The organism is Mycoplasma sp. Z386 (assembly GCF_054343375.1).
In genome coordinates this window covers 1-24,130 of the sequence record NZ_JBTGVC010000001.1, presented here as the reverse complement: position 1 = coordinate 24,130, position 24,130 = coordinate 1, and the positions used below count along the sequence as shown (strand labels likewise).

The following is a 24,130-nucleotide window of genomic DNA, read 5'->3' as shown; positions in this document are numbered from 1 at the left end:
TTTTATTAATAACAAGTTTTTAAAAATAAAACTAAAATGATATTTTGTAAAATTTCGAAATAATATTAACTACATTACAAATATATTTTATTGAGTAAAAAGGAGTAAATAATGAAAAAAATAATATTTAGTTTAACAGCAGCAACTTATGTTGCTTTACCAGTGATTTCTGTTTCTGCTTTTGGTGATTCAGAAACAGGACATTTATATGTAATAGAAATAAATGGTGTGCCTAAATCATTTAGAAATCATCAAGAAATTTTAAATGAATTGTTAAAAATAGGAAACAGAAGATTTACAAGTGCAATTGGTCTTAAAGATACAAATAATCAATATGGTCAAGTTTTTCTTGAACCAGAAAAACTTTATAAATATGATCGAGAAAAAATAAAACCTGCATACAGAGATATTTTTGGAAATTACGTTGATAATCAAAGACTTGCAATTGATTCATATATTTCTGAAAACAGAATAGTTAAAAAATACTTTGATAGTTTCAACAATCCTTTTGATACTCAAGAAGAAGCGCAGTTAAGCATAGTTGAAGCAATTAAAGAAAATTTAACTTACAATCCGTTTTATGAATTTAAAGTTAAAGAAGTAAATCAACCAGAATATGATTTAAAAATCAATCCATTTATACAGGATGATATAGATAAATTGAGAGATATTTTAGCAAAAGAAAATGTAATTATACGTCATAAAGATGATTTAGAAAATGTAAAAATTAATCAGGAAAAACAAGGAATTACACTAAATGGAAATGACTATATTTATCATAGAGACAATACTGATTTAGAAAATTATTTAGAAAATGTTATGAATAATTTTATTGATGATTTATTTGATATGAAAAACGAAAAAGTCTTTAAACTACAATTTAAATTAGTTGAAACAAAAGGTGATAAAAACAAAACAAATAGTGGTTTTGAAGTTTCAATTAATGATAATGAAAGCAATTGATCTATTATTCAAAATGATGAAAATGGTCTTACTTTAGAAAAAAATGTTAGTCAAAATTATATAGATAAATATAATGTAGAAAATGTTTTAGAAACAATGAAAAATTCTAATGATTATTTTACAACGGATTTAGAACAGAAATATAATTTTTTTGTAAATAAAGTTGGAGATGTTACACTTAGACTCAAAGATAAAAACTTTTTATCAATAAATAATATGAATATAAAAACAAAAACCAAATGAAAACTAGATGAACAAGCAATTGTAAGATATTTTGGTTTTTCTAAAGCACCAGTAAGTATTTTAGATTCTTATGATTCAGCACAAGCATGAAATAATTTTAATATAGAAGTTAACTTAAAATTAGATACAAATAAATTAAAAAGAGTTTTTGAAAATAGAATTAAAAATCTAAATGTAAAAATTTTAAAACAGCAAATGATTTCAACATTAGAGAAAATGTTGAAAAATAATTCTCAATTAAAAGAAAAATATAAAGAATTTAACAATGATTTAGTTTTAGATTTAAATATGAAAAAAATATTAATTAAAAGTATTGAAGAAAAACGTAATAATTTAACATCTAATTATGATTCTGTATTTTATAATATAAACAATTTAATTTCTAAAACTGGAGTGAAAAAAACTAAAGAAAAGATAAATAATTTTAATATTTTAATGAAAAGTAAAATAATTAATAGTATTAAAGACATAAATAATAAAAAATATAAAATATTTATGAAAAGCAAATTCTTTTCTTTAAATGATAAATTTGTTTATAAAAATCAAAATAATATATCATTATTTGAAAATATTGAAAAAAATGATTATACAATTATTAATCATCAAAAATTAATAAAAAATCCATTTAATAATCAAAAAATAAAATACATAAATAAAACAGATTCAACTATAAATGGATTAAATCAATTAAGAAACATTTGATTAGATTATTATGAAAATAACAAAACTAAAAAAGATGAAAAATTGCTTAATATTTTAAAAAATTTTAATCAATACTTTTGAAAAAACAAAGAATTTTTATTTTTAGAAAATACCAAAATAGGAATTTTAAAAAACTTTATTTCAATAGATGATGCAGAGAAAAAAATCTACAATTATAATTCAAGATATACCAATATTACAGAATTAGCTAATCAAACTGAAGAATCGAATTTAGAAGAATATCTTTTAAAAAGAATGAAACCAAAAGAAAGATATTATATCCCAGGATTAAAAAGCACCCTTATTTCTAGAGGGCAACCTTTTAGAGAAGAATTATTTGAATTTAATGATCCTAAAATTTTCCAATTGAACTACAGATTAATTCTTGGAAAATTAATTCTTCCTGTAGCAGAAAGAAGATTTTATGTAGAAGATAACAAATCTATTGAAATAAAATCTAACTATTATAATTTGTGAACCATAGATTTAAATAATCAAGAATTATTCTTTGATTCTCAAGAAGGAATGATGTCATATCTAAGAGATTACATAAAATATAGAGCTAAAAAAATAGAAGGGACTAAATAATGAAAAAGAAAATATTATTAACTAGTGCAGCAATCCTAGCTTTTGCTTCTGTAAATTTGGTAGTAAGTTGTAATCATGAAGAAAAATCAAAAGAACCAAATTTTCCAAAAACGCCAAGACAACAAAAATATGAAGAACTTTTTAATAAATATAAAGAAAAATACGTGGGAAGTGATAATTATGTATTTGATGATTTTGAAGAATTTGATTTCAATAATCAAGATTACTATGAAATAATCAATATTGATAAATTATTAGAATTTAAGCCTACTTATGAATATGTAAAATTAGAAAAATTTAATAACGAAAATATTTTTATATATTTTAAACAAGAAAAAACTGAATTTTTTTATAAGTGATTATTTGATTTTAGATTTAAATTTCAAGTTTATAAGGACGTTATTGACAAATTTGTGCCAAACAAAAAAATAAAATATAAGAATGGAAAAGATGTTTATTTAGTAAAAGAAAGCAAATATAAATTTAAATTTAATTTTTCTCAAAGCGATAAAGATTATAATGAAGTTTTTTCGATTGATAATTCTATTATGGAAGAATTATTATCAATTCCAAATGTAAATATTGAAGGAAGATTTGCTTTTAACAACGAACTTTATTTACCTAAAGAATATAAAAATAATTATTTTTCTAAAATAAATTTATTATCTAATTTTGGTTTTTCTGAATACGAAGATAATGAAAATTATAAATGATTTTCTATTCCAAAACCTAAAATAGAAAAATTCATACCGGGTATTTCACAAAAAGAAATTGATAAGTTTAATTCTTCATTGCCTATAATAAACGTATTTACAACAGAAAATTTAGGTTTTACATCTCGAAATTATTTAAATGACTGATATAACATTGAAAATGATTTAAATGCAAGAGAAAATGTTGAAACAATTGCAAATCAAGATTCAGAAAATTTTTATGATTATGATTTAACTTTTTCTAGAGAAAGAAAAATACAAGATTATGATGTAAAAACAGATGAAAAAAGAGAATATATTAAAAAAGATTCTATTCATTTTATACTTTCTAGACCGCTTAAGATTATATCTACTGAAGGAAAAAATGAAAAAAGAACAGGCTAATTCTTTTCAAAATGATTTTTTTTATTTTTAGAAAATACTAAAATCATTTAAATAGATAAATTTGTTGTATAATTAAATACGTAATTATACAAGGCACCATAGCCAAACGGCCAAGGCATGGGTCTGCAACACCCTGATTACCGGTTCGAATCCGGTTGGTGCCTCCAAATTGCGCCCGTAGCTCAACTGGACAGAGTGTTTGGTTACGGCCCAAAAGGTTAGGGGTTCGACTCCTCTCGGGCGCGCCAAATCACCTTATTGACCATAAAGGAAATTTTTAAAAAGTTTCCTTTTTTCTTATTTGTTTTTCTATATAATTAAATTATGGAAATGAAAATAAAATATAATTATAAATTACATAATATTACTGAATATTCTTTTTTGGAATCAACAATTACAATAGATAAACTTATTTATTTTGCTAAAGAAAATAATTTTTCTTATGCATCTATTTGTGATAGAAATAATATGTTTGGAGTAGCAAAATTAATTGATGAGTGTCAAAAAAATAATTTAAAACCCATAATTGGAATAGATTTAGATGTAGAAAAATATAGATTTTTAATTTTTTCTAAAAATTATAAAGGTTACTTAAAATTAAGTAAATTAAGTTCTGAATTTTTTGCAAAAAAAGAGATTTTTATTTCTGATTTAGATGATGAAAATTTGATAGTTATTGACCATTTTGATTATGGTTTTTATGCAACAAATAAAGAAGTTCCAAATATCGTTAACTTCTACAAAAATAGTAAGGAAATAAATGATGAAAAAACTGTTTTTATAAAGGAAAATCGCCTATTTTTAGAAAAAGATAGAGATGTTTTATCTACACTTTTTTCAATTAATAATAAAGAAATAAAAAATGATTTCTTTGCTTTGTGTGAGCAGGATGAAATAAATGAAAAAAACAATAAAAATATAGAAAAAATTATAGATGATATTAATATAATTTTTCCAACACAACTAAATCCTTTACCTAAATTTAAAAATGATAAAAATTTAGATTCTAAAGAATATTTAATGGATATTATTAAAGAAAAAGCTAATGCTAAAAGTGATGAATTAAAAAAATTTGCTGATAGTTTACCAAGAATAAAAAAAGAGTTAGAAATTATTAATGAACTCGGTTTTTCAGATTATTTTTTAATCATTTGAGATTTAATTAAGTGAGCAAAAGAAGAGAATATTTTTATTGGACCAGGAAGAGGTTCAGTATCAGGATCCCTTATTTCATATATTTTAGACATAACAGAAATAAATCCGCTGAAATATGACTTATATTTTGAAAGATTTTTAAATCCAAAAAGAGTAACAATGCCAGATATAGATATAGATATTCAAGATACAAGAAGAGAAGAATTAATTCATTATTTAATTAATAAATATGGCAAAAAAAATGTAGCACTAATTACAACTTTCCAAACTCTTGGAGCTAAAATGGCATTTAGAGATGTTGCGAGAGTTAAAAAAATTTCTGTTTCAGAAGTTAATGAAATTTCCAAATTAATTCCAAATGATTTTTCATTAAAACAAGCATATGAAAAAATACCTAAATTCAAAGCAAAAATTAACTCAAATCCTTTATATTTAGAAGTTTTTGAAATAGCTAAAGAAATAGAAGGACTTCCACGACAACATGGAACACATGCTGCTGGAGTTGTTATTAGTGACAAAGAAATTGAAACAGTAGTTCCAACTTTATATACAGATAATAATTTTTTAGAAACTCAATTTCCTATGGAGTATCTTGAAAAATTTGGATTATTAAAAATTGATTTATTAGGTTTAAAAAACTTAAGCGTTATTCAAGATGTGATTGAACTTGTAAAGGCAAAAACAGGATTGCAAATCAAAATTGAAAATATTCCAACATATGACTTAAATACTAATTTATTACTTTCAAAAGCACAAACAAACGGTGTTTTTCAACTGGAATCACCAGGAATGAAAGAAACTTTGAAAAAAATTTCCGTCACTTCCATTGATGATGTTGCTGCTATAATCTCTCTTTTTAGACCAGGACCAATAAAAAATATTGATACTTATGCTAAAAGAAAAAAAGGTTTAGAAGAAATTCCAATTATCTCTAATGATTTTGACCAAATTTTAAAAAGCACATATGGAATTATCATATACCAAGAGCAAATTATGCAAATAGCTCAAACTGTTGCTAAAATGGATTTTGCTGATGCAGACATTTTAAGAAGAGCAATTTCTAAAAAAGATATTCATTATATGGAAGAGTTAAAAGAAAAATTTTATTCTGGAGCAATTTCAAATAATTATTCCTTAGAAACTGTTGAAAAAGTTTTTTCTCAAATAGAAAAATTTGCAGAATATGGGTTTAACAAAGCTCATGCAGTAGCTTATGCTGTTTTAGCATATAAAATGGCATATTTAAAAAGTAAATATACTCAATATTTTTATGCTGCTTTAATTAATAATGCAAGTGGTTCTCATGAAACAATTAAAAAATATGTTTTAGAAGCTCAAAATTTAAAATTTGAAATCGAATCTCCAGAAATAAATAGTTCTTTAAATAGTTGTGTTATAGTTGAAAATAAATTAATTTTACCTTTTATTATGATTAAAGGTCTTGGTATTATTGCAACACAAAAAATTATTGAAATAAGATCTAAAGGTCAATTCACTTCATTTTTTGATTTTTGTTTAAAAATGAAAATGAATAAAATTACTGATTCAATTATCAAAACTTTAATTTTTTCAAATACTTTAAGAGAATTTGGAAATATCTTTGAACTTGAAGAAAAATATAACCAAATTTCTTTATATATAGATATAATCGTAGAAAAACAAGGTGATGATTTTTCTTTAAATGAAGAAATTTATGAAAAAACAAAAAATGAATTTTTACAAAATGATATAAAAATAGAACTAGATAATGCTAAAATAGAATTAATTCAAAATAAAGAGTTGTCTTATCTTGGAATGACTTTTACAAAGGAAAAAGCAAGTAAATTTGAAGGAAAAATCAAACTTGCAGATATCCACAAAGGAACTAAGCACATTTTAGCTTTAAAAGTAGTTTCCAAATCTTCTTTCCATGATAAAAACAATAATGAAATGGGTAAAATTACTCTTAAAGATAGTTCAAAAATAATTGAAATATTAATTTTTTGAAGAGAATGAGAAAAAATTAAAGAACTAAAAATTAATCATTATTATGAATTTGAAATACTAAAAAAAGAAAATGATGATTTTAAAATTTCATCTATTATAAAGGAGTTATATGAATAAAAAAATATTATTAGTGGATGCCAATTTACTACTTTTTAAGTCATTTTATGGAACAATTTACAACAATTTAAATAATAAAGATGGTGTTCCAACATCAGCAATCAACGCTTTCTTTTACACTTTATTAAATGTAATTGATTACATTGATCCAGATTGTTTATATCTAGCTTTTGATTCTGCTCAAAAAACAAAAAGACACGAAATGCTTGCTGATTATAAAGATGGCAGAAAACAAGCACCAGAAGAACTTTGAATTCAATTTGATTGAATTAAAAAAATATTAACTGAAATGAATATAGTTTTTGAAAACATTCCAACTTTTGAAGCAGATGATTTAATTGCTACCTTAGCAAAAAGATTTTCAGAAAATGAAAATGAAATTATAGTATTTTCAGAAGATAAAGATTTATTGCAATTGGTAGATGACCATGTATCAGTATTAAACAAAAGAAGAGAAGAATATACACTAAAAACAAGAAAAAACTTTTATATTTATGAAGAAATGGATCCAAGACAAGTTATTGATTTTAAAGCACTTGCTGGCGATCAATCTGATAATATCAAAGGTGTTGAAGGTATAGGAGAAAAAACTGCTAAAAAACTATTAAATAAATTTAGTAATATTGACAATATTTATAGAAGAATTGAAGAAGTTTCAGATTCTTTAAAAGAAAAATTACTTGCAGATAAAGAAAATGTTTATTTATATAGAGAAATTGTAAAATTAAACGACCAAGCAACAACTAAACACACAATAGAAAGTACAACTTTTAAATTTAGAAGAACAAAAGAATTAGCAAATATTTTAGAATATTTAGAATTAAAAAATTTAGAAAAGAAAATAGACAATTTTTAAGATGATAGCAGTTATTGGAAAATATGGTTCTGGAAAAACAACCTTTTTAAAAAAAATAGAAAAATACGGTTATAAAGTTTTATACACCGATGATTTTTATAAAGAATGCTATGCAAAAAACGGAGTTTGCGTTTCTATAATTAAAGAAAAATTAGGAATAAATTTTATTAAAAATGATGAAGTAAATAAAGAAGAAATTAGAAACTTTATTCTTAATGACAAAGGCAATATAAATAAATTAGAACAATTAGTTTATCCGGTGCTTGAAGAACATTTAAGCAAGTATAAATATGATTTTGTTGAAATACCAAATTTATTTACGAAAAACGCAAATTTTCTTCGTTTTTTTTCACAAATTTTAAATATTCAAACAACCGAAGAAAAAAGGCAAAAAAATATTAAAAAAAAAGGTGTGAATAAAAAAATTTCTGAATTAAATAATTTCCTAAATAATGGAAAAATAGGCAAAAAAGTTGTTAATATTTCGTGAGAAGATATAGAAAAAGAAAACTTTTTTGAAGATTTTTTTACAACTTTAAAAATACTATAATAAAATAATTTCACTTAAATAAAAAAACAAAATTTTAGGGAGTAAAATGAAAAGCAAATATAAATTAGAATTAGAAAAAAGAATAACAGATTATGATATGGAAATCATAGAGAATTTTTACTTACCTATTATTGGGGCAAAAGCTGTATTTTTGTTTAGTTTTTTACATAATAAAGTTAAAGCAAACTTATCTTTAAGTTCTCTATTTTTTGAAATTGAAGAATTTATTATTGAATTAAATATGAAAGAAGATAAATTCAAAAAAAGCAAACAATTTTTAGAAGCTGTTGGTTTAATTAGAACCTACTATTCAGAAGACTTAGATGAATACATTTTTTTACTAAAAAAACCTTTGGAAGTTGAGACTATTTTAAAAAATAAATTATTTTTAAATGAAATAGAGAAAAAAATAGGACAAAAAAAATTAGAAAAATTAATAAATAAATTTGAAGTTAAATTAACTAATACAGATGATTATGAAGATATTAGTACAAGCTTTTTAGAAGTTTTCAAAATCGATGAACAAAAAATATCTAATACAGTAGAAATTGAATTAACTAAGGTTAATGACAATTCAACTGCTAAAGAAACTTTTAATACTGAAAGATATTTAAATTTTTTAACTAAAAAATCTGTAAAACCTTCTTTAGTAAAAGAAATTGATAAATTTTTAGTTCATATGAGTCAAGAATCTATTAATGAAGTGTTAAGTTTTTGTTATGAAGTTAATGGTAAAATAAATAGAAAGTATTTTATTACCATAATATCTGATTTACTAAAAAAAGAAATAACTGAAGCAAAGGATATTAAAAATGAGTTAGAAGATGCCCTTTCTTTTAAAAAGAGTTCCCAAACTAATATTTTAGATTTAGATGAAGAAGAAACTAGTGGTTCTAATAATTCATTTAAAAATAAAGAAAAAGAAGTTTCAGAAAATGAATTAGAAAAAATATTAGATTTTTTATAGAAAAGAGAATGGTATAAAATGAAATTAAATTTAGATATCTTTTCTAGTGAACAAGAAAAAGAAATAATTGATAAAAAGAAACAACTAATAATTCAAGAAATAAAAAGAAATAGTAAAACATCTGAAATAATTGAACAATATTCAATTTTGGATCAAGAAATTGAAAAAAATTTAGATTTATTTATTCAAGTTTTAGAAAAAAATGAAAATTTTGAAGTTTCAATCGTAAGAACTGAAACAGGAACTTTGAAAAAAGTATTTATTTTATCTGAGAAAAGAAAAAAAGAGAAATATAAACAAAATTTTTGATTAACAGAAATTTTTAGTTTTGATGTTGATTTAGACTTAAAAACTCTTTTAAAACAAAATCAACAAAAAGATACAAAAATTAACTCAAGATTTTTAAAAGTCATAGAAAAATATAAAAATTTAGAGCATGGCTTTTATTTTTATGGCGATATGGGAGTGGGAAAAACAAAATTTTTACAAGCTACATCAGTGCATTTTGCTAAAAAAAATAATTCTATAATTTTTTTAAATATTCCTATTTTTCAAACTTATTTAAATAATAAAATAACTTCCAAAACATTAAATTTAAATGAAATTTTAGAAAAATTGAAAAAAGTAGATAAATTATTTTTAGATGATTTTGGTTTAGAAAAAAAATCAATGTGATTCAGAGATTCAGTTTTATACGAAATTTTAAATTATCGTTTAGAAAATTCAAAAATAACTTTTTTTAGTTCTAATTATTCTTTATTGGAACTCAAAAAAATTTATTTAGATTCTTTTGTGGACAACAACAAAAAAGAAGATGAAGAATTTAAAGTTACAAGATTTATAGAAAGAATTAAAGGACTTACTGAAGAGTATAAAATTTTTGGAAAAAATTTAAGAAATAAATAAAAAAATATTCTTATTTTCATTTATAATTTAATTAAAATTATGAATGAAAATAAAGAAAATAGAAGACAAAAATGAAAAAAATATAGAGATTCTATTAATGGATACTCTTTTTTTTATTTTGCTCTTTTAGAAAAAGATGTAAAACTTAAGAAAAATTATTATAAAATTAAAAAAATAGTAGAAAATTTTAATAAAAAAAGCACATTAAAAATAGATGATTTTTTAATTTTAGAAAATTTAGATAGAGAAAAAAAAGCAAATAGTAATTTAGAAGATGACAAAAATATAAGTTTAAATTTTAATTTTTTAAATAATAAAATAAATGAGTTAAATGCTTTTTTAAATGAAAAAAAGGAAAGAATTACATTTGTAGAAAACATAAATATAGATTCACATATTTTTGATGAAGAGATTCAACATGTTGAGTCAATTAATATCGAAAATGAAAGGATAGAAATGAAAAAAATAAATATAGCTATCGATGGACCTTCAGGAGTTGGTAAATCCAGTGTTTCTGAACTCCTTGCTAAAAAATATGACTTAAAATTTATTAATTCTGGATCATTTTATAGAGCAATTTCTTTGTATTTTTTAAATAAATTAGGAGAAAATAATTTTTCTCAAATATCAAATGAAAAATTTGTATTAGAAAATTGAAATATAGACAAATTGCATTTAGATCAGAAAGGTAATTTATATTTAGAAAATAAGCTAATTAATTCTAATGATTTAAGACAAGATGTTATTTCATGAGGAGCAAGTAATATTGCCAGATATAAAGAAATAAGAAAGCAAATAGTAAAATTTTTACAAGATTATTCAAGTAAGGAAAAAGGGGTAATAATGGATGGAAGAGATACAACATTTGTTATTTTACCTAATGCTGAGTTAAAAATATTTTTATGAGCTTCTGCAGAAGTTCGAGCATTAAGAAGAATGAAACAAAATAAAGAAATGGGATTTGAAACAGATTTTGAAAAACTCAAAAAAGAGATTGAAGATCGTGATTTTCAAGATATGAATAGAGAAAATGATCCTTTACACAAAACAGAAGATGCTATTTTAATTGATTCTTCTAAATTGACTCTTGAAGAAGTAGTGGAAGAAATTTCAAAATTAGTTGAGCAAAGGATGAAAAATGAGTAAGAACATAGTTGCAATTGTAGGAAAACCTAATGTTGGTAAATCAACTTTTTTTAACAAATTAATAGGAAAACGTGTATCAATAGTTCATGATCAACCTGGTGTAACTAGAGATAGACTTTATGAAGAAGTTGAATGAACAGGAAAGAAATTTAAAATAATAGACACAGGTGGAATAGAAGTTGAAGAAAGAATTTTTCAAGAGCAAATAAGAATTCAAGCACAAATAGCTATTGAAGAAGCTGATTTAATTATTTTGATGCTTGATGGAAGAAATGAAGTAGATAAAGACGATTTTTTCGTAGTAAATTTACTTAGAAAAAGTGGAAAAAAAATCCTTGTTGCATGTAATAAATTAGAAGGAAACAAAGAATTTGATTATTCAATTTATAAACTTGGTTTTGAAAAATATTTTCCACTTTCAGCTATGCATAGTGAAGGTATAGGAGATTTATTAGATGAAGTAGTTGCTCATTTAAATTTCGAAAATACAGAAAAATCGGATAAATTTAAACTTTCAATAATAGGTAAACCAAATGCTGGTAAATCATCATTGCTAAATTCTCTTCTTAATGAAAATAGATCTATTGTTTCTCCGATAGCTGGTACTACAAGGGATTCTATATCTTCTTTTTTAACTATTGATAATCAAGAATTTGAAATTATTGATACAGCTGGAATAACAAGAAAATCTAAATTAGTTGAATCGGTTGATCATTACGCCTTAATGAGAGCTATGAATTCCTTATCAGAAAGCAATTTATCTTTAATTATAATTGATGCAACACAAGAATTAAGTCATTTTGATTCAAGACTTGCTGGTTATGCATTTGAAGAAAATAAACCAATAATTATTGTTGTAAATAAATGGGATTTGGTTGAAAAAGAAACAAATACTATGGTAAATTTTGAAAAAAAACTTAGAAAAAATTATAAATTTTTAGATTGAGCTTCTGTTGTATTTATTTCTGCTTTATACAAGAATAGATTAGAAAAATTAAAAGAAGAAATTCTTCATGTAAAAGAAAATTTACAAAGAAAAATTCAAGCAAGTCTTTTAAATGAAGTGTTAATGGAAATTCAAATAAGTCAACCTGCTCCATCATTAAAAGGAAAAAGACTGGAAATTTCCTTTATAAAACAAGTAGAAGGACCTATTCCAACTTTTTTACTTTTTGTTAATAACAAAGATTATGCACATTTTACTTATTTAAGATATATTGAGAATCAACTTAGACAGTATTTTAATTTTAAAGGAACACCAATTAAATTAATTTTAAAAAACAAAGGTGAGAATAAATAATGAAAAGAAAAGAAATTTTAGTTGAACTTTCACAAAGAACTAAATTAAACATAAGACATTGTGATTTATTTTTAGACTCTTTTATTAATTTAGTTATGGATAAATTAAATGAAGAAGAAGAAATTTTGATTCCAAAATTTGGAACTTTTTGTATAACAACTCAAAAAGCAAGAGAAACAATTTATTGAAAAACCAAAGAAAAATATATTGTTGAACCTAAAAAAATTCCAAAGTTTAAACCAGCAAAACATTTTAAAGAATCTATATCAAATAATATTAAATAGATTCGATAAATGGTGCAAAATCAATAATTCCTGGATACATTAAATCTATTTCAATCCCTTCTTTTGATAAAAAATCAATATTTATTGATTGTTCACTATTTAGATCAATTTTATTTGCTGAAATAAGGAAAAATCTTTCTAAGTGTTTAAATAATATTATAAAGAAACTAATACCGCCATGTGCATTAATGTTTTTTAAATATTTTAATTGATGATCTTTTATGTTTTGTTTAGGTAAGTAATTTTCATTTGTGCTTTTAGCTTCAAAACAAATAAAAAAACCTTTATAAATACCATAATAATCAACAGTACTTTTTTTAGAAATAATTGCATTTTCTAACTCATTGTTATTTGATACTTTTTTAAAAGAAATATCTAAATTCTTTTTGTGAAAAATTGCAATATTATTTTCTAAATAAAATTTAATAGTATTATTAATTATTTTTTCTAAGATCATTCCTCTGTTTTTAGTGTTTTGCATACTTATTATTTCCTTTTTTTACTACTTTTGTAAGAAAAAATACAAAAATGAGAAAAATACAATATTTTTCCTATTTTTCGAAAAAAAAGTATAATTATAAATATGATTGGGGTAGATATAATTTCAATTTCCAGATTTAAAGGAAAAAAAGAAAATTTTATAAAAAGAATTTTGTCAGAAAATGAATGAAATTCTTTTATAAAAACAGAAAATAAAGAAAAATTTTTAGCTACAAGGTGAGCAATTAAAGAAGCAATTTTTAAAGCAGATAATAAATATTTTAATTTTAAGCAAATTGATATTTATAAAGAAAACAAAAAGTATAAATTTCAAAATTTTGAAATATCAACCTCAAATGATGAAGATACAGTTATTGCAGTAGCAATTAAAAAAGAATAAAGGAATATTATTATGAATATAAAATTTAAAAAAATTCTGTTTTCTCCTATTTGATTATATAGATTTAATAAAATTAGGAGAATGGCAAAAAAATATAAAAAAGGAAAAATTGAATTAAAACCACAATTTAGAAACGATTTAATTTTAAAATATGCAGAAAAAATTTTAAAATTATACAATGTTGAAATTGAAGTAAAGGGCAAAGAAAATTTAACTAATAAAAATTTTATTGCTGTTGCTAACCACTTGTCTAATGGAGATTCTTTTATTTTATTTAGTGCTTTGCAATCCGATATTGAGTTAAAAACAGATCCAAGAAGAATATTAACCTTTCTTGCTAAAAAAGAACTCACTAAAAATTGAGTTTCTAGAAGTATTTTAAATTTAATTGATACATTTTTTATTGACCGTTCTAAAATCAAAGAATCATTTAAAACTTTAGATGATTTCGGAAATTTTGTTAAAACCAATAAAACTATAGGAATAATTTTCCCAGAAGGAACCAGAAGCAAAGATGGTAAAATGCAAGATTTTAAAGCAGGAGCTTTTAAAATAGCTAAAAAAATGTTTTTACCAATTTTACCTATAACTATTAATTATAGTGGACTAATGTTTGATTCCAAAAGAAAAGGAAAATTAAAGGTAGAAGTTATATTTCATAATTTAATAAAACCACTAAGTTTTAGTTCTCAATCAAATGAAGCAATAGCTGCAAGAGTAAAAAACATAATAGAAAGTAAATATATTGTTAGCGATCCAGAAAAAAGAAGTAAAAAGGATAAATAATGGAAAAATTAGAGAATGAATTAAAAGACAAAATTAAAGAAAATATAGATAAAATAGAAGAAAATCTTGAAAAAGAAATCGAAGCAGAAAAAAATAATGATGCTGATATAAATATTGAAAATTTTAGTGGACCATTAGATTTATTATTATCTTTAGTAAAAGAGAAAAATTTAGATATTTTTGAAATAAACTTAGCAGAACTTGCTACTGACTATTTAAGAGTTATTGATAGAATTAAGGATACTCACTTTGAAATAGCGACTGATTATCTTGTTATGGCAGCAACTTTGATTCAAATAAAAGCAAAAATGCTTTTAGCAGAAAAAGATGAAGTTATAAAACAAGAAATTGAAGAAGATAAAGAAAAATTATTAAGATTACTTGCTGAATACCAACAATTTAAACCAATTTTTCAACTTTTAAGAGAGCAAGAAGAAAAAAGATCTCACATTTTTATTAAAAAAGCAAATGATTTGGAAGAATTTGTTAGACCTATTGACAGAACACAAGTGGATGGAAATTCTTCAAAAACTAAATTAACGCAAATTTTAACTTTAATGTTTGAAAGATTACATGCTGAAAAATTAAGACAAATTAAAATCGATAGTGTTAGTGTTACTCCTGGCGATCAAATGAAAATGATAAGAGAGTTATTTGCAAAACACGGAAAAGTTACTTTTGAAATGATCTTTTCAGTACCTTCCATAAAACACTTTGTAATTACTTTAATAGCATTATTAGATATGAGTAGAAAAGAAGAAATTATCTTAACACAAGAAGAACAATTTGCTACAATAATAATAGAAAAAGGACCAAACTATGAAAAATAAAATAATTGAAGCTTTAATTTATATGCAAGGAGAAGAAGGGATTTCTTCTGAACAATTACAACAAGTTCTAAAGTTAAACACAGTTAATGAAGCAAGAAGTTTGCTAAAAAGATTTGCAGATAACTTTAACAGACTTGAACGTGGAATCTTTGTAGTTGAATTTAATGATGTTTTTAAATTTGCTACAAGAGAAGAATTTAAAGAATATATTTCTGATTTAGTAACAATTACAAGAAGACACAAATTATCAAATGCAGCTATTGAAACTGCAGCAATTGTTGCTTACAAACAACCAGTAACTAGATCGATGATTAGTGACATTCGTGGAGTTGCTTCAGATGCAATTGTTGCTTCCTTATTAATGAAAGGAATAATAGAAGAGGTGGGTGTTTCACCAACTGTTGGACAACCAACTTTATATGGAATTACAAATAGATTTTACGATTATTTTAAATTAAAATCTCTTCAAGATTTACCAAAATTTCACGAGTTTGATCAATTTGTAGAACCATCTGGAGAATTCGATGAAATAGAGGAAGTTGAAGAAGAAGCTTTTGATTTATTCGGTTCACAAAGAGAAAAATAATTTTAGGATACAATGACGATAGATAATAATAACGAGCATTTAATTAATCATATAAACGAAGAAAATACAGAAAAAATGGATTCATTAGCAACTGATGGAGAATTTTTTGTTTCCGAAAATGAATTAAAAACTGCAAATATAATTTCATCCGAAATCGTAGCTAAATTAGGCAATTCTGAAGAAGAAATTAATGAAAATAGTGTTTTTCTAAAGGCTACTTTATTTAAAAATATGCTTCAAAAGTTATCAAATAAGAATCATAAAATTTTCATATATTTTGATCATGATGATATCAATTATGCTTTTGCAGAAATTTTTATTAAAATCTTATCAAGTGATCAAAATAATAAAATAACAGTTTTAAATGCAGAAAATAATTTAACTAAAGATTTTGCATTAAACGAAATTTTTAAGCAAAGTTATGATTACTCCATTTTATTTTTAAAAGAAAATGATTTTTATAAAATTGTTTTCAAAAAAAGAACTTGAGATAACTTAACAAAAAAAGAAGAACAATTTTTAAATAAACTAGAATTATTTAATACTTTAGCTTTTAATAAAGTTCAAAACAGAGAAGAAGGTATTGTTTTTTTAGATAAAAGAATTATCAAAAGTAACAAAACCGTTTTTTCTGATAATAAGTATTTAATTTCTATTGACAAAAAAGATGATTTATCTGTATTTTTACCATATAAAAATATTTCTATCAAACATTTTAATGGCTTTTTAAATGGTAAAGAAATTCCTTTAAAAAGAGAAATTAAACAAACATTATTAAAAGAAAAAAAAGAAAAAAAAGATATTCTATTTTTTAATAATATTCAAAAGCAAACAAAAAATATCTTTGTTAAAAATTTAAATAATAAATATATAGAATTAACACAAGATGATATTAACTTACTGACTGTTGAGTATATTAGTGATAAAAATAATGGTTTAAATAATGTTGAATTTCATATTTTAGATGATAAATTATCTATTTTTCAAAGACTTTTAAGAGATAAAGGAATTACTAATATTATACAAAGTCCAAAAGAAATTTCTTTAACTGATTTTGTGTTTAAAAACAAAAATAAGATTAAAAACTTAGTTTTTGTTTATGATGGAATTAAAATTTATAAAATCGATTTTAGCAACAAAAATGATTTAGTTGGATTTGAAAATGTAGCAGATATTTTATTTAATATAGAAGTTTTTGATTATTTTAAAAACAATAAAAAAGATATTTGCAATTCATTAACAAAGATAAAAAAAGAAATTGATGTTAATGTTTCAAGATTTAATAAAACTATAGCTATGAGTTTTAACTCCTTTTTAAAATTTGTTAAAAAAATCAAAAGAGAAAAAATGATTTCTAAATATAAAATTTTAGAGTTTGATCTTAAAAAGCAGGAAAATCTTTATTCAAAAAGAACAATTTCTATAAAACTAACTTTAGAAAATGGATTTATTATTAATTTCTATTTTGATAAAGTGCAAAATTTACTACAATTTTCTACTTTTTCAACCTTTATACACAAACAAGAAATCAATTCAATAATTAAAAAAGAAGATGAAATCAAAAAAGAAATTATAGATTTTTCTATTTCATTAAAAGAAACAAACATAAATAGTAAGATTAAAAACATTTTTAAGTTCGCTTCGTTTTTAGTAATAATCTTTGTGATCTTTGTAATTTTATTTTCAACCATTTATAGAACTAAAGAAAGTGATGCTGAGGGAGTTTTAGGAATATTTGTTATTTTTTACAACATATTTTTAAATAATTATTTAAATAGATTTTTTAGTATTGCAATTGGTTTATCCTTTTTATTTTATTATCTATTTAGCACGTTTATGCTCTATAGAATACTTAAAAAACAAGGAACTAAAGTTAAGTTCAAACATTTATATTTAGCAATTTTTATAGGAACTATTGTTCAAAATATTACTCCTTTTGCTTTTGGTGGTGATTTATCTTCATATTGATATTTACAGAAAAAAGGGTATAATAAATCACATTTAGCTTCTGCATTTGCTTTATCATCACTATTTCAACAAATATCTATTTTAATAACTTCTTTTATTTTTATTCCATTAGGTTTTTATTTATATAGAGATACTCTTTTAGTTGATATAGATGCTAAAAAAATAATAACTTTTATTTCTTTAATTTTAGGAATATTATTAAATATTGTTCTGTTTTTTATTATTCTACTAATTTCAGTTGTTAAACCAGTTCAACACTTTATTATAAGAGTTATCATTTTCTTTCATAAACTTCATCCTTTATATTATTTTAGTAATTTAGATAGAAAAAAAATAGTTTTAGAAAATAAATTCTCTGAATTTAAAAACAATATTAAAAATGTCTTTAAAGATATTAAATTATTTTTAGAGTGTATATTTTTATATAAAATTTTAAATTTCATATTAAATGGTGCTATTTTTATTGCTTTAATGATTCAACCTAAAATACTTGAAGTATATAATGCACCAGGTCAATTTATGTATTGATTCTTAAATTTTTTAGCAGGAAGTGCTCTTGTAAATACAGCAAATAACCTTTCTCCAACACCTGGTGGAATAGGGACATCTGATTGATTATTATTAGTAATTTTTAAAAATATTTTTGTTGACAAAAATGTTGTTGATTTAGAAAACAATCTTAAAATATTTAGTTTTTCACTTAAAATTTTCTACTGATTAGTACCTAATATTTTATCTGGATTAATGTTATTAACACTTTATTTAGGAGAAAAAAGAGTAGATAAATACAAAAACATTGAATCACTTATTAGTATTGATTCTAATTTATCTAAAAACTACAAAAAAACAAAAACAATTTATTTTAAAAATGCTTTAATTATTTGAATAGTTTTTTCAATATCCATTTTATCTATTATATTTTTTCATTAAATAAAGAGAAAATAATCAAAAATAATAAAAAAACCTCATTGTGGAGCAATGGGGTTTTCATTATCTAAATTTAGATAATTAAGTGTAATGAACTATTTATTTAAATATTCATTAATAAGATGTTAACTTTAATTTTAGTTATAATTTTAGTTTTTATTATTAAATTCTTAAGTTATAAATTCTGTAAAATTATATAACTATAGTGTAATGAGAAATCTCTTTACAATATTATTATAACACTTTTTCTAAAGGTGATTATGTAAATTTTGCAAATTATTAATCAAAATGTCCCAGGGCATTTACTAATGTAAAAAACTCTATTATTTTTTCATAGAATTTTTAAATGTGTTAATCTTAAAATGACACAAAAATTTTAGGAAAAACAAACCAAAAATCCCAATTTTTTCCGTATTTTCGTAACAAAATAAATTTTGTGGTAATATTAAAATGTGACTAAGTTTTTTGTCACAGAAAGGGGTGATGAATCCATTATTTCATTATTTATAGATAAGGTGTTAACTCTAATTTTAGTTATAATTTTAGTTTTTATAATTAAATTCTAAAATTATAAATTTGTTAAAGTTCATCACCTCAAAAAAAATAATAAAAAAACCTCATTGTGCGTCAATGGGGTTTTTCATTATCTAAATCTAGATAATTAAATGTGATGAATCCATTATTCATTATTATTATAACACTTTTTCTACAAATGTTTTGTAAATTGTAAATTTTTTATTAGAACAGAAATAATTTGTCACGATTTTTTATAAAAATTATAAATTAAACTAGTTTTTATTGATTTTAGATTTTTTGGTTTTTATATAGTTTTCAAATTCTTCAAAAATTTTTCATGCATTATTAGAAAATTCTCCTTCTTTTTTAAATTTTCTAATAATTTCTTTTGTGTTTGTATCTTTTTCTACAATATATTCTAAACTATTTAAAATGTTTATTAATGATTTATCAGTAATTTTTTCTGAACTTCCTAATTCCTTATAATAATCTTTTATTTCGCTTAATAAATTTTTGAAAACATAAAGGGAAATAAAGGAAAAAAACGCACTTTCTTCAATGTGGTTTTGATTATACACCAACATTGAACCAGTTTCATCATTGCTTTTTAAAGTTTTGAATATTTCTTGGATTTTTTCTTGATTTCAATAGAAATCTAATTCTACTTCTAATAAAGAAGTTTTATAAACAGAAAAAGTTTTTATTTTTTTAGATTTAAAAGAATCATTGGTTTTGATATTGTTATTTTCTTTTTTAGAAGCAGTTTTTGTTTTATATGGAATTATAAAATCTATATTGTTAGATTCAAGAAATTGTATATTTTCAGTAGAACTCATTTCTTTATTAATTATTATTGTTAGTTTATTGATAGAAATTCTTTCTTTTAATTCTTCAAATAATGGAATTAAGGTTTCAACATATTCTGTATTTTTAGCAAATGTTTTATAAAAAATAGGTATTCCTTGATCATTGTAAATCGTAGATAAAACAACTTGATCATCATAAAATTCATAATATTCAAAAAAACTAAAGTCTTGTAAATTGTCCTTTATAATATTTTCTAAATAAATAGTTTTTGAATCAAAAAATAATAAGTTGTTTTCTTTGTTGATTTTATTTTTGAAAATAAAATCTAAAATTTTAGACTTATTTTTAAATAAAATACTTAAAGCTTGATGGAAATTACTTTTGGAATAATCTGGATTTAAAGTTGTTATGTTTTTAATATAGAATTCTTCAATTATTCTTTTAGGATTTATTATTTTGTTGGCTATTTGATAAGAAATTACTTCTTTCATTTCTTTATTTTGGTCAAAAGTAATTTGATTTAATAATTTTATATCTTCAATATATTCTTTTATAAATTCAGAACCATAATATAAGATATCTCAATACGTAACTCGGTTTTCTAATGCTCTGTCTATTTCTGATTTTAAAAAAACTAAATTAACTTTTTCATCGTATTGTTTGATAACCTCTTTAATTATAGCTTCGAAATTTTCATTTTTCTTTTTTAATTGAATGACGTTTCCTAGTCCTAAAAGTTTAACATTTTTTCTGGTTTTTCCATTAACTTGTCAATATCCAATATTTTTATAAGTTGCCTTTTTTGGTCCAGTTGAGTTATATAGCATTAATTTCATAGTATTAATTATATATTAATCATAATTTTTGTTTATAAATAAATTATTAATAAAATTCAAAAGTTGGTTTTTAACGATGTAAAAAATTTTATCATTCTTTCATTGATTGTTAAAAGTTTTAATCTTAAAATGACACAAAAATTTTAGGAAAAATAAACCAAAAATCCCAATTTTTTCCGTATTTTTGTAATAAAATAAATTCTGTGGTAATATTAAAATGTGACTAAGTTTTTTGTCACAGAAAGGGGTGGTGAACTATGTTTTATATTATTCATAGAGAAAATGATAACCTTAATTTTAATCATAATTTTAGTATTTATTATCAAATTCTAAAATTATAAATTTGTTAAAGTTCATTACCTCAAAAAATAATAAAAAAACCTCATTGTAGCGCAATGGGGTTTTCATTATCTAAATTTAGATAATTAAGTGTAATGAACTATGTTTACAATATTATTATAACACTTTTTCTACAAATGTTTATAAAAATGTGAAAACAAAAATTATATATCATTAATAGTGCAAAATTACGGATTTAAAAAAGAACTATTTGAGAATTTAATTTTTATTTAATAAAATTGAATTTTATAACTTATATATTTTTTGTTAAGTTTTTAAGTCAAAAATAAAATGAAATTAAATTTGTTTGTGTATTTTTAAATTTTATAAATAAGGAGAAAGATGAAAGTTAGAGATTTTTTAGAATATTGTACAGAAATTAATTTGTCTAAAAATACAATTAGACAATACGAATATATACTAGGAGATGTTTTAGATGTTGATAATAAAGAATTTAAAAAAGTAATTGAAATTATTATTGATGATAAAAAAGGTGGTGGATACCAGCATACTTTAAAAGATATTTATCATAGTTTTTTAAAGTATACAAAGGATGAAGAAAAATTAGAAAAATTAAGCAAAATCAAACTCAAACCCATCCCGCTCTACTTTAGAGCGATAATAACAAAAGAAGAACTTTATGAAAAAACAACAATTAAAACTAAACGGAAAACAGAAATTTTTTATAAAACAATAATTCGTTTTTTATTTGAAACAGGAATAAGAATTGGAGAATTAAAGCATTTAAATATTAGAGATGGCAGACTATATACTATAGGAAAAGGTAATCGTGAAAGACAATTGTTTTATAAATATGAAACATTAAAAATAATGTTTGAAAATTGAGATAAATATAAAAATGCCAAGCCAAATACAGTGGCTAAGCAAATCAAGAAAATTTTAGGAAAAATTTATTCACCACATAGTTTAAGAAGATCTTTTGCTAGTTTTCTTTTAAAAAATGATGCAAATCCTAAAATGGTACAAATGTTAATGGGGCATATTAAAATTACAACCACTTTTAAATACTTGCATTTTTCTGAAAGGGAAAATCAAGATATGTACAATAAAATCTTTTATGAAGAATAAAAATTTGTTTTCCTGAATGAAAAAAATGCAAAAAAATGCAATTTTTTCATTTGTTTTATTATTTTCTAAGTTTTTTAAATAAAACTGCTATATAATAAAACTATAAAATATATTTATAAAAAATTATAAAAAAGGAGAAAAAATGAAAAAATTTGATGTAGTAGTTTTAGGTGGTGGTCCAGGTGGATATAGCCTTGCTAACATTTTAGCTACAAATGGAAAAAATGTCGCTTTAATTGAAAAAAGCGACTTAGGTGGAACTTGCGTTAATAGAGGATGTATTTCTACCAAAACTTTAATTAAATCTGCAAAAGTTTATGAAACTGTAAAAAAAGCTAAAGAATTTGGTATTCATTTAAATGGAAAACACTTTCATTTAAATGAAATTCAAAAAAGAAGAAAAGATAATAAAGAATTACTAAATGTTAATATTGAAAAATTATTAGTTTCTAGTAATGTAACCATTTTTAAAGAATATGGTGAAGTTTTAAGTAATAAAACTATTAAACTAACTAGTGAAACTATTGAATTTGATAAATTAGTTTTAGCTACTGGTTCTTCTAGTAGAAAATTAAACCTCAAAGGTTTTGAACAAGGTTACCAAGAAGGATTTTTAATTGATTCAGATAAAGCACTAACATTGGAAAAATTACCAGAATCAATGACAATAGTTGGTTCAGGTCCAATTTCTTTAGAATTTGCTTATTTTTATTCAACTCTTGGAGTTAAAATTACTATTTTAGAAGCAAGAAGTTTTATGGGTAATTTTGACATTGAATTACAAAAAAATGTAAAAAATTACTTACTAGAAAAAGGTGTTAAAATTTATGAAAATGTCAAACTTTTAGAAGTAAAAGATAAAACTTTATTAGTAGAAATTGATTCAAAAATACAGGAATTTTCCGATGATTTAGTATTAATGGCAGTTGGTAGAGTTGCTAATACAGAATCATTTAGTAAACTTAATGTTGAATTAACTCCTGCTGGTTTTGTTAAAGTAAATGACAAAATGGAAACAAGTGTAAAAAATGTCTATGCAATTGGAGATGTAACAGGTATTTTACTTCTTTCAACAACCGCTTATAAAACAGGAGATATTGTTGCAAAAGAATTATTAAATAAAAAACATAACGAGGTAGTAAATCCTAAATTTATTCCTTGATCTGTTTATTTAAATCCTGAATTTGCAGGAGTGGGTTCAAGCGAACAACAACTAATTAATTCTAATGTAGAATATGCATCATTAGTATTACCTGCTGCTGCATTACCAAGAGTACATGCTGATGGTTTAGATAAAAAATACGGTTTTGTTAAATTTTTAATTGATAAAAAAACAAATAAAATTTTAGGAAGCTTTATGTTTTTAGAAGGGGCACATATTTTAATTAACGAAATAGCTCATGCCATCCAAAACGATTGAACATTTACTGAATTACAAACTAAATCATATACACACCCAACAATTGCAGAAGCTGTTTATTATGCAGCAAGAAACTTTACTTTTAAAAAATAATTAAATCAAGGCATTCAAAAAACTCACTAAATGTGAGTTTTTCTTATTTCCAGTGCCGGAACAATGGAAACTGCTAATAGCAGCTCTACTAATGATAATATAATTATAACACAAAATTGTTTTTATAATTATGCTTTATGCAAATTATTAATCAAAATGTCCCGGGGTATTTACTAATCAAAATGTCCTCTTT

Annotated in this window: 19 protein-coding genes and 2 tRNA genes; 19 read left to right on the top strand and 2 right to left on the bottom strand. The window is 22.4% G+C overall.

Annotated elements, in window-relative coordinates:
• Positions 1–111 precede the first annotated feature (111 nt).
• From ACXX85_RS00105 to ACXX85_RS00050, 12 genes are all read left to right on the top strand, one after another.
• Entirely contained in the window at positions 112–2,496 is a 2,385-nt protein-coding gene (locus ACXX85_RS00105; protein ID WP_458560322.1) for a hypothetical protein, read from the top strand.
• A complete protein-coding gene (locus ACXX85_RS00100) occupies positions 2,496–3,593 on the top strand; it encodes a hypothetical protein (RefSeq protein WP_458559613.1) in 1,098 nt (365 codons plus the stop codon). Before ACXX85_RS00105 ends, ACXX85_RS00100 begins: the two co-directional genes overlap by 1 nt.
• 92 nt (positions 3,594–3,685) lie before the next feature.
• Positions 3,686–3,760: transfer RNA gene (locus ACXX85_RS00095), tRNA-Cys, on the top strand.
• 4 nt (positions 3,761–3,764) lie between these two features.
• Positions 3,765–3,841: transfer RNA gene (locus ACXX85_RS00090), tRNA-Arg, on the top strand.
• Positions 3,842–3,923: 82 nt separating this feature from the next.
• The gene (gene dnaE, locus ACXX85_RS00085; RefSeq protein WP_458560321.1) at positions 3,924–6,851 is read left to right on the top strand and encodes a DNA polymerase III subunit alpha; all 2,928 of its coding nucleotides are present in this window, start codon (positions 3,924–3,926) and stop codon (positions 6,849–6,851) included.
• Positions 6,844–7,707 (top strand): 5'-3' exonuclease, encoded by an 864-nt coding sequence (locus tag ACXX85_RS00080; RefSeq protein WP_436358485.1) that lies wholly within the window; start codon positions 6,844–6,846, stop codon positions 7,705–7,707. Before dnaE ends, ACXX85_RS00080 begins: the two co-directional genes overlap by 8 nt.
• 1 nt (position 7,708) lies before the next feature.
• The gene (gene coaE / locus ACXX85_RS00075) at positions 7,709–8,257 is read left to right on the top strand and encodes a dephospho-CoA kinase (RefSeq protein ID WP_458560320.1); all 549 of its coding nucleotides are present in this window, start codon (positions 7,709–7,711) and stop codon (positions 8,255–8,257) included.
• 46 nt (positions 8,258–8,303) lie between these two features.
• Positions 8,304–9,224 (top strand): DnaD domain protein, encoded by a 921-nt coding sequence (locus ACXX85_RS00070; protein ID WP_458560319.1) that lies wholly within the window; start codon positions 8,304–8,306, stop codon positions 9,222–9,224.
• An 18-nt stretch (positions 9,225–9,242) separates the two neighbouring features.
• Positions 9,243–10,130, top strand: a complete 888-nt coding sequence (locus tag ACXX85_RS00065; RefSeq protein ID WP_436358482.1) for a DnaA ATPase domain-containing protein — start codon at positions 9,243–9,245, stop codon at positions 10,128–10,130.
• A gap of 39 nt (positions 10,131–10,169) precedes the next feature.
• Entirely contained in the window at positions 10,170–11,276 is a 1,107-nt protein-coding gene (gene cmk, locus ACXX85_RS00060; RefSeq protein ID WP_458559601.1) for a (d)CMP kinase, read from the top strand.
• Entirely contained in the window at positions 11,269–12,576 is a 1,308-nt protein-coding gene (der, locus tag ACXX85_RS00055; protein ID WP_436358480.1) for a ribosome biogenesis GTPase Der, read from the top strand. The genes cmk and der overlap by 8 nt, the downstream gene beginning before the upstream one ends.
• Positions 12,576–12,860, top strand: a complete 285-nt coding sequence (locus ACXX85_RS00050; protein ID WP_436358479.1) for an HU family DNA-binding protein — start codon at positions 12,576–12,578, stop codon at positions 12,858–12,860. Before der ends, ACXX85_RS00050 begins: the two co-directional genes overlap by 1 nt.
• On the opposite strand, the gene recU is transcribed toward ACXX85_RS00050, so the two are convergent.
• On the bottom strand, positions 12,853–13,341 hold the full coding sequence (gene recU, locus ACXX85_RS00045; RefSeq protein WP_436358478.1) for a Holliday junction resolvase RecU: 489 nt from the start codon (positions 13,339–13,341) through the stop codon (positions 12,853–12,855). The two genes, ACXX85_RS00050 and recU, sit on opposite strands and share 8 nt — an antisense overlap.
• A 102-nt stretch (positions 13,342–13,443) precedes the next feature.
• On the opposite strand from recU, the gene ACXX85_RS00040 reads away from it, so the two are divergent.
• The 5 genes from ACXX85_RS00040 to ACXX85_RS00020 all read left to right on the top strand — a co-directional run bounded on the left by ACXX85_RS00040 (position 13,444) and on the right by ACXX85_RS00020 (position 18,840).
• Positions 13,444–13,740 (top strand): holo-ACP synthase, encoded by a 297-nt coding sequence (locus tag ACXX85_RS00040; protein ID WP_436358477.1) that lies wholly within the window; start codon positions 13,444–13,446, stop codon positions 13,738–13,740.
• Positions 13,741–13,821: 81 nt separating this feature from the next.
• Complete coding sequence (locus tag ACXX85_RS00035; protein WP_436358476.1) at positions 13,822–14,526, top strand: lysophospholipid acyltransferase family protein; 705 nt, start codon at positions 13,822–13,824, stop codon at positions 14,524–14,526.
• The gene (locus ACXX85_RS00030; RefSeq protein WP_458559603.1) at positions 14,526–15,356 is read left to right on the top strand and encodes a segregation/condensation protein A; all 831 of its coding nucleotides are present in this window, start codon (positions 14,526–14,528) and stop codon (positions 15,354–15,356) included. The genes ACXX85_RS00035 and ACXX85_RS00030 overlap by 1 nt, the downstream gene beginning before the upstream one ends.
• Positions 15,346–15,942 carry an SMC-Scp complex subunit ScpB gene (gene scpB, locus ACXX85_RS00025; protein ID WP_436358474.1) on the top strand — a complete coding sequence of 199 codons (597 nt, stop codon included), beginning with the start codon at positions 15,346–15,348 and terminating at the stop codon, positions 15,940–15,942. Before ACXX85_RS00030 ends, scpB begins: the two co-directional genes overlap by 11 nt.
• A 12-nt stretch (positions 15,943–15,954) precedes the next feature.
• Positions 15,955–18,840 (top strand): lysylphosphatidylglycerol synthase transmembrane domain-containing protein, encoded by a 2,886-nt coding sequence (locus ACXX85_RS00020; RefSeq protein WP_458560318.1) that lies wholly within the window; start codon positions 15,955–15,957, stop codon positions 18,838–18,840.
• Positions 18,841–19,625: 785 nt separating this feature from the next.
• Here ACXX85_RS00020 and ACXX85_RS00015 read toward each other — a convergent pair.
• Positions 19,626–20,996: a transposase gene (locus ACXX85_RS00015; RefSeq protein ID WP_458560317.1), complete on the bottom strand. Its 1,371-nt coding sequence runs from the start codon at positions 20,994–20,996 to the stop codon at positions 19,626–19,628.
• Between the two features lie 681 nt (positions 20,997–21,677).
• On the opposite strand from ACXX85_RS00015, the gene ACXX85_RS00010 reads away from it, so the two are divergent.
• Positions 21,678–22,424, top strand: coding sequence for a tyrosine-type recombinase/integrase (locus ACXX85_RS00010; protein ID WP_436358470.1), 747 nt, complete (start codon positions 21,678–21,680; stop codon positions 22,422–22,424).
• Positions 22,425–22,566: 142 nt separating this feature from the next.
• A complete protein-coding gene (locus ACXX85_RS00005) occupies positions 22,567–23,937 on the top strand; it encodes a dihydrolipoyl dehydrogenase (RefSeq protein ID WP_458560316.1) in 1,371 nt (456 codons plus the stop codon).
• The last annotated feature ends 193 nt before the right edge of the window (positions 23,938–24,130 follow it).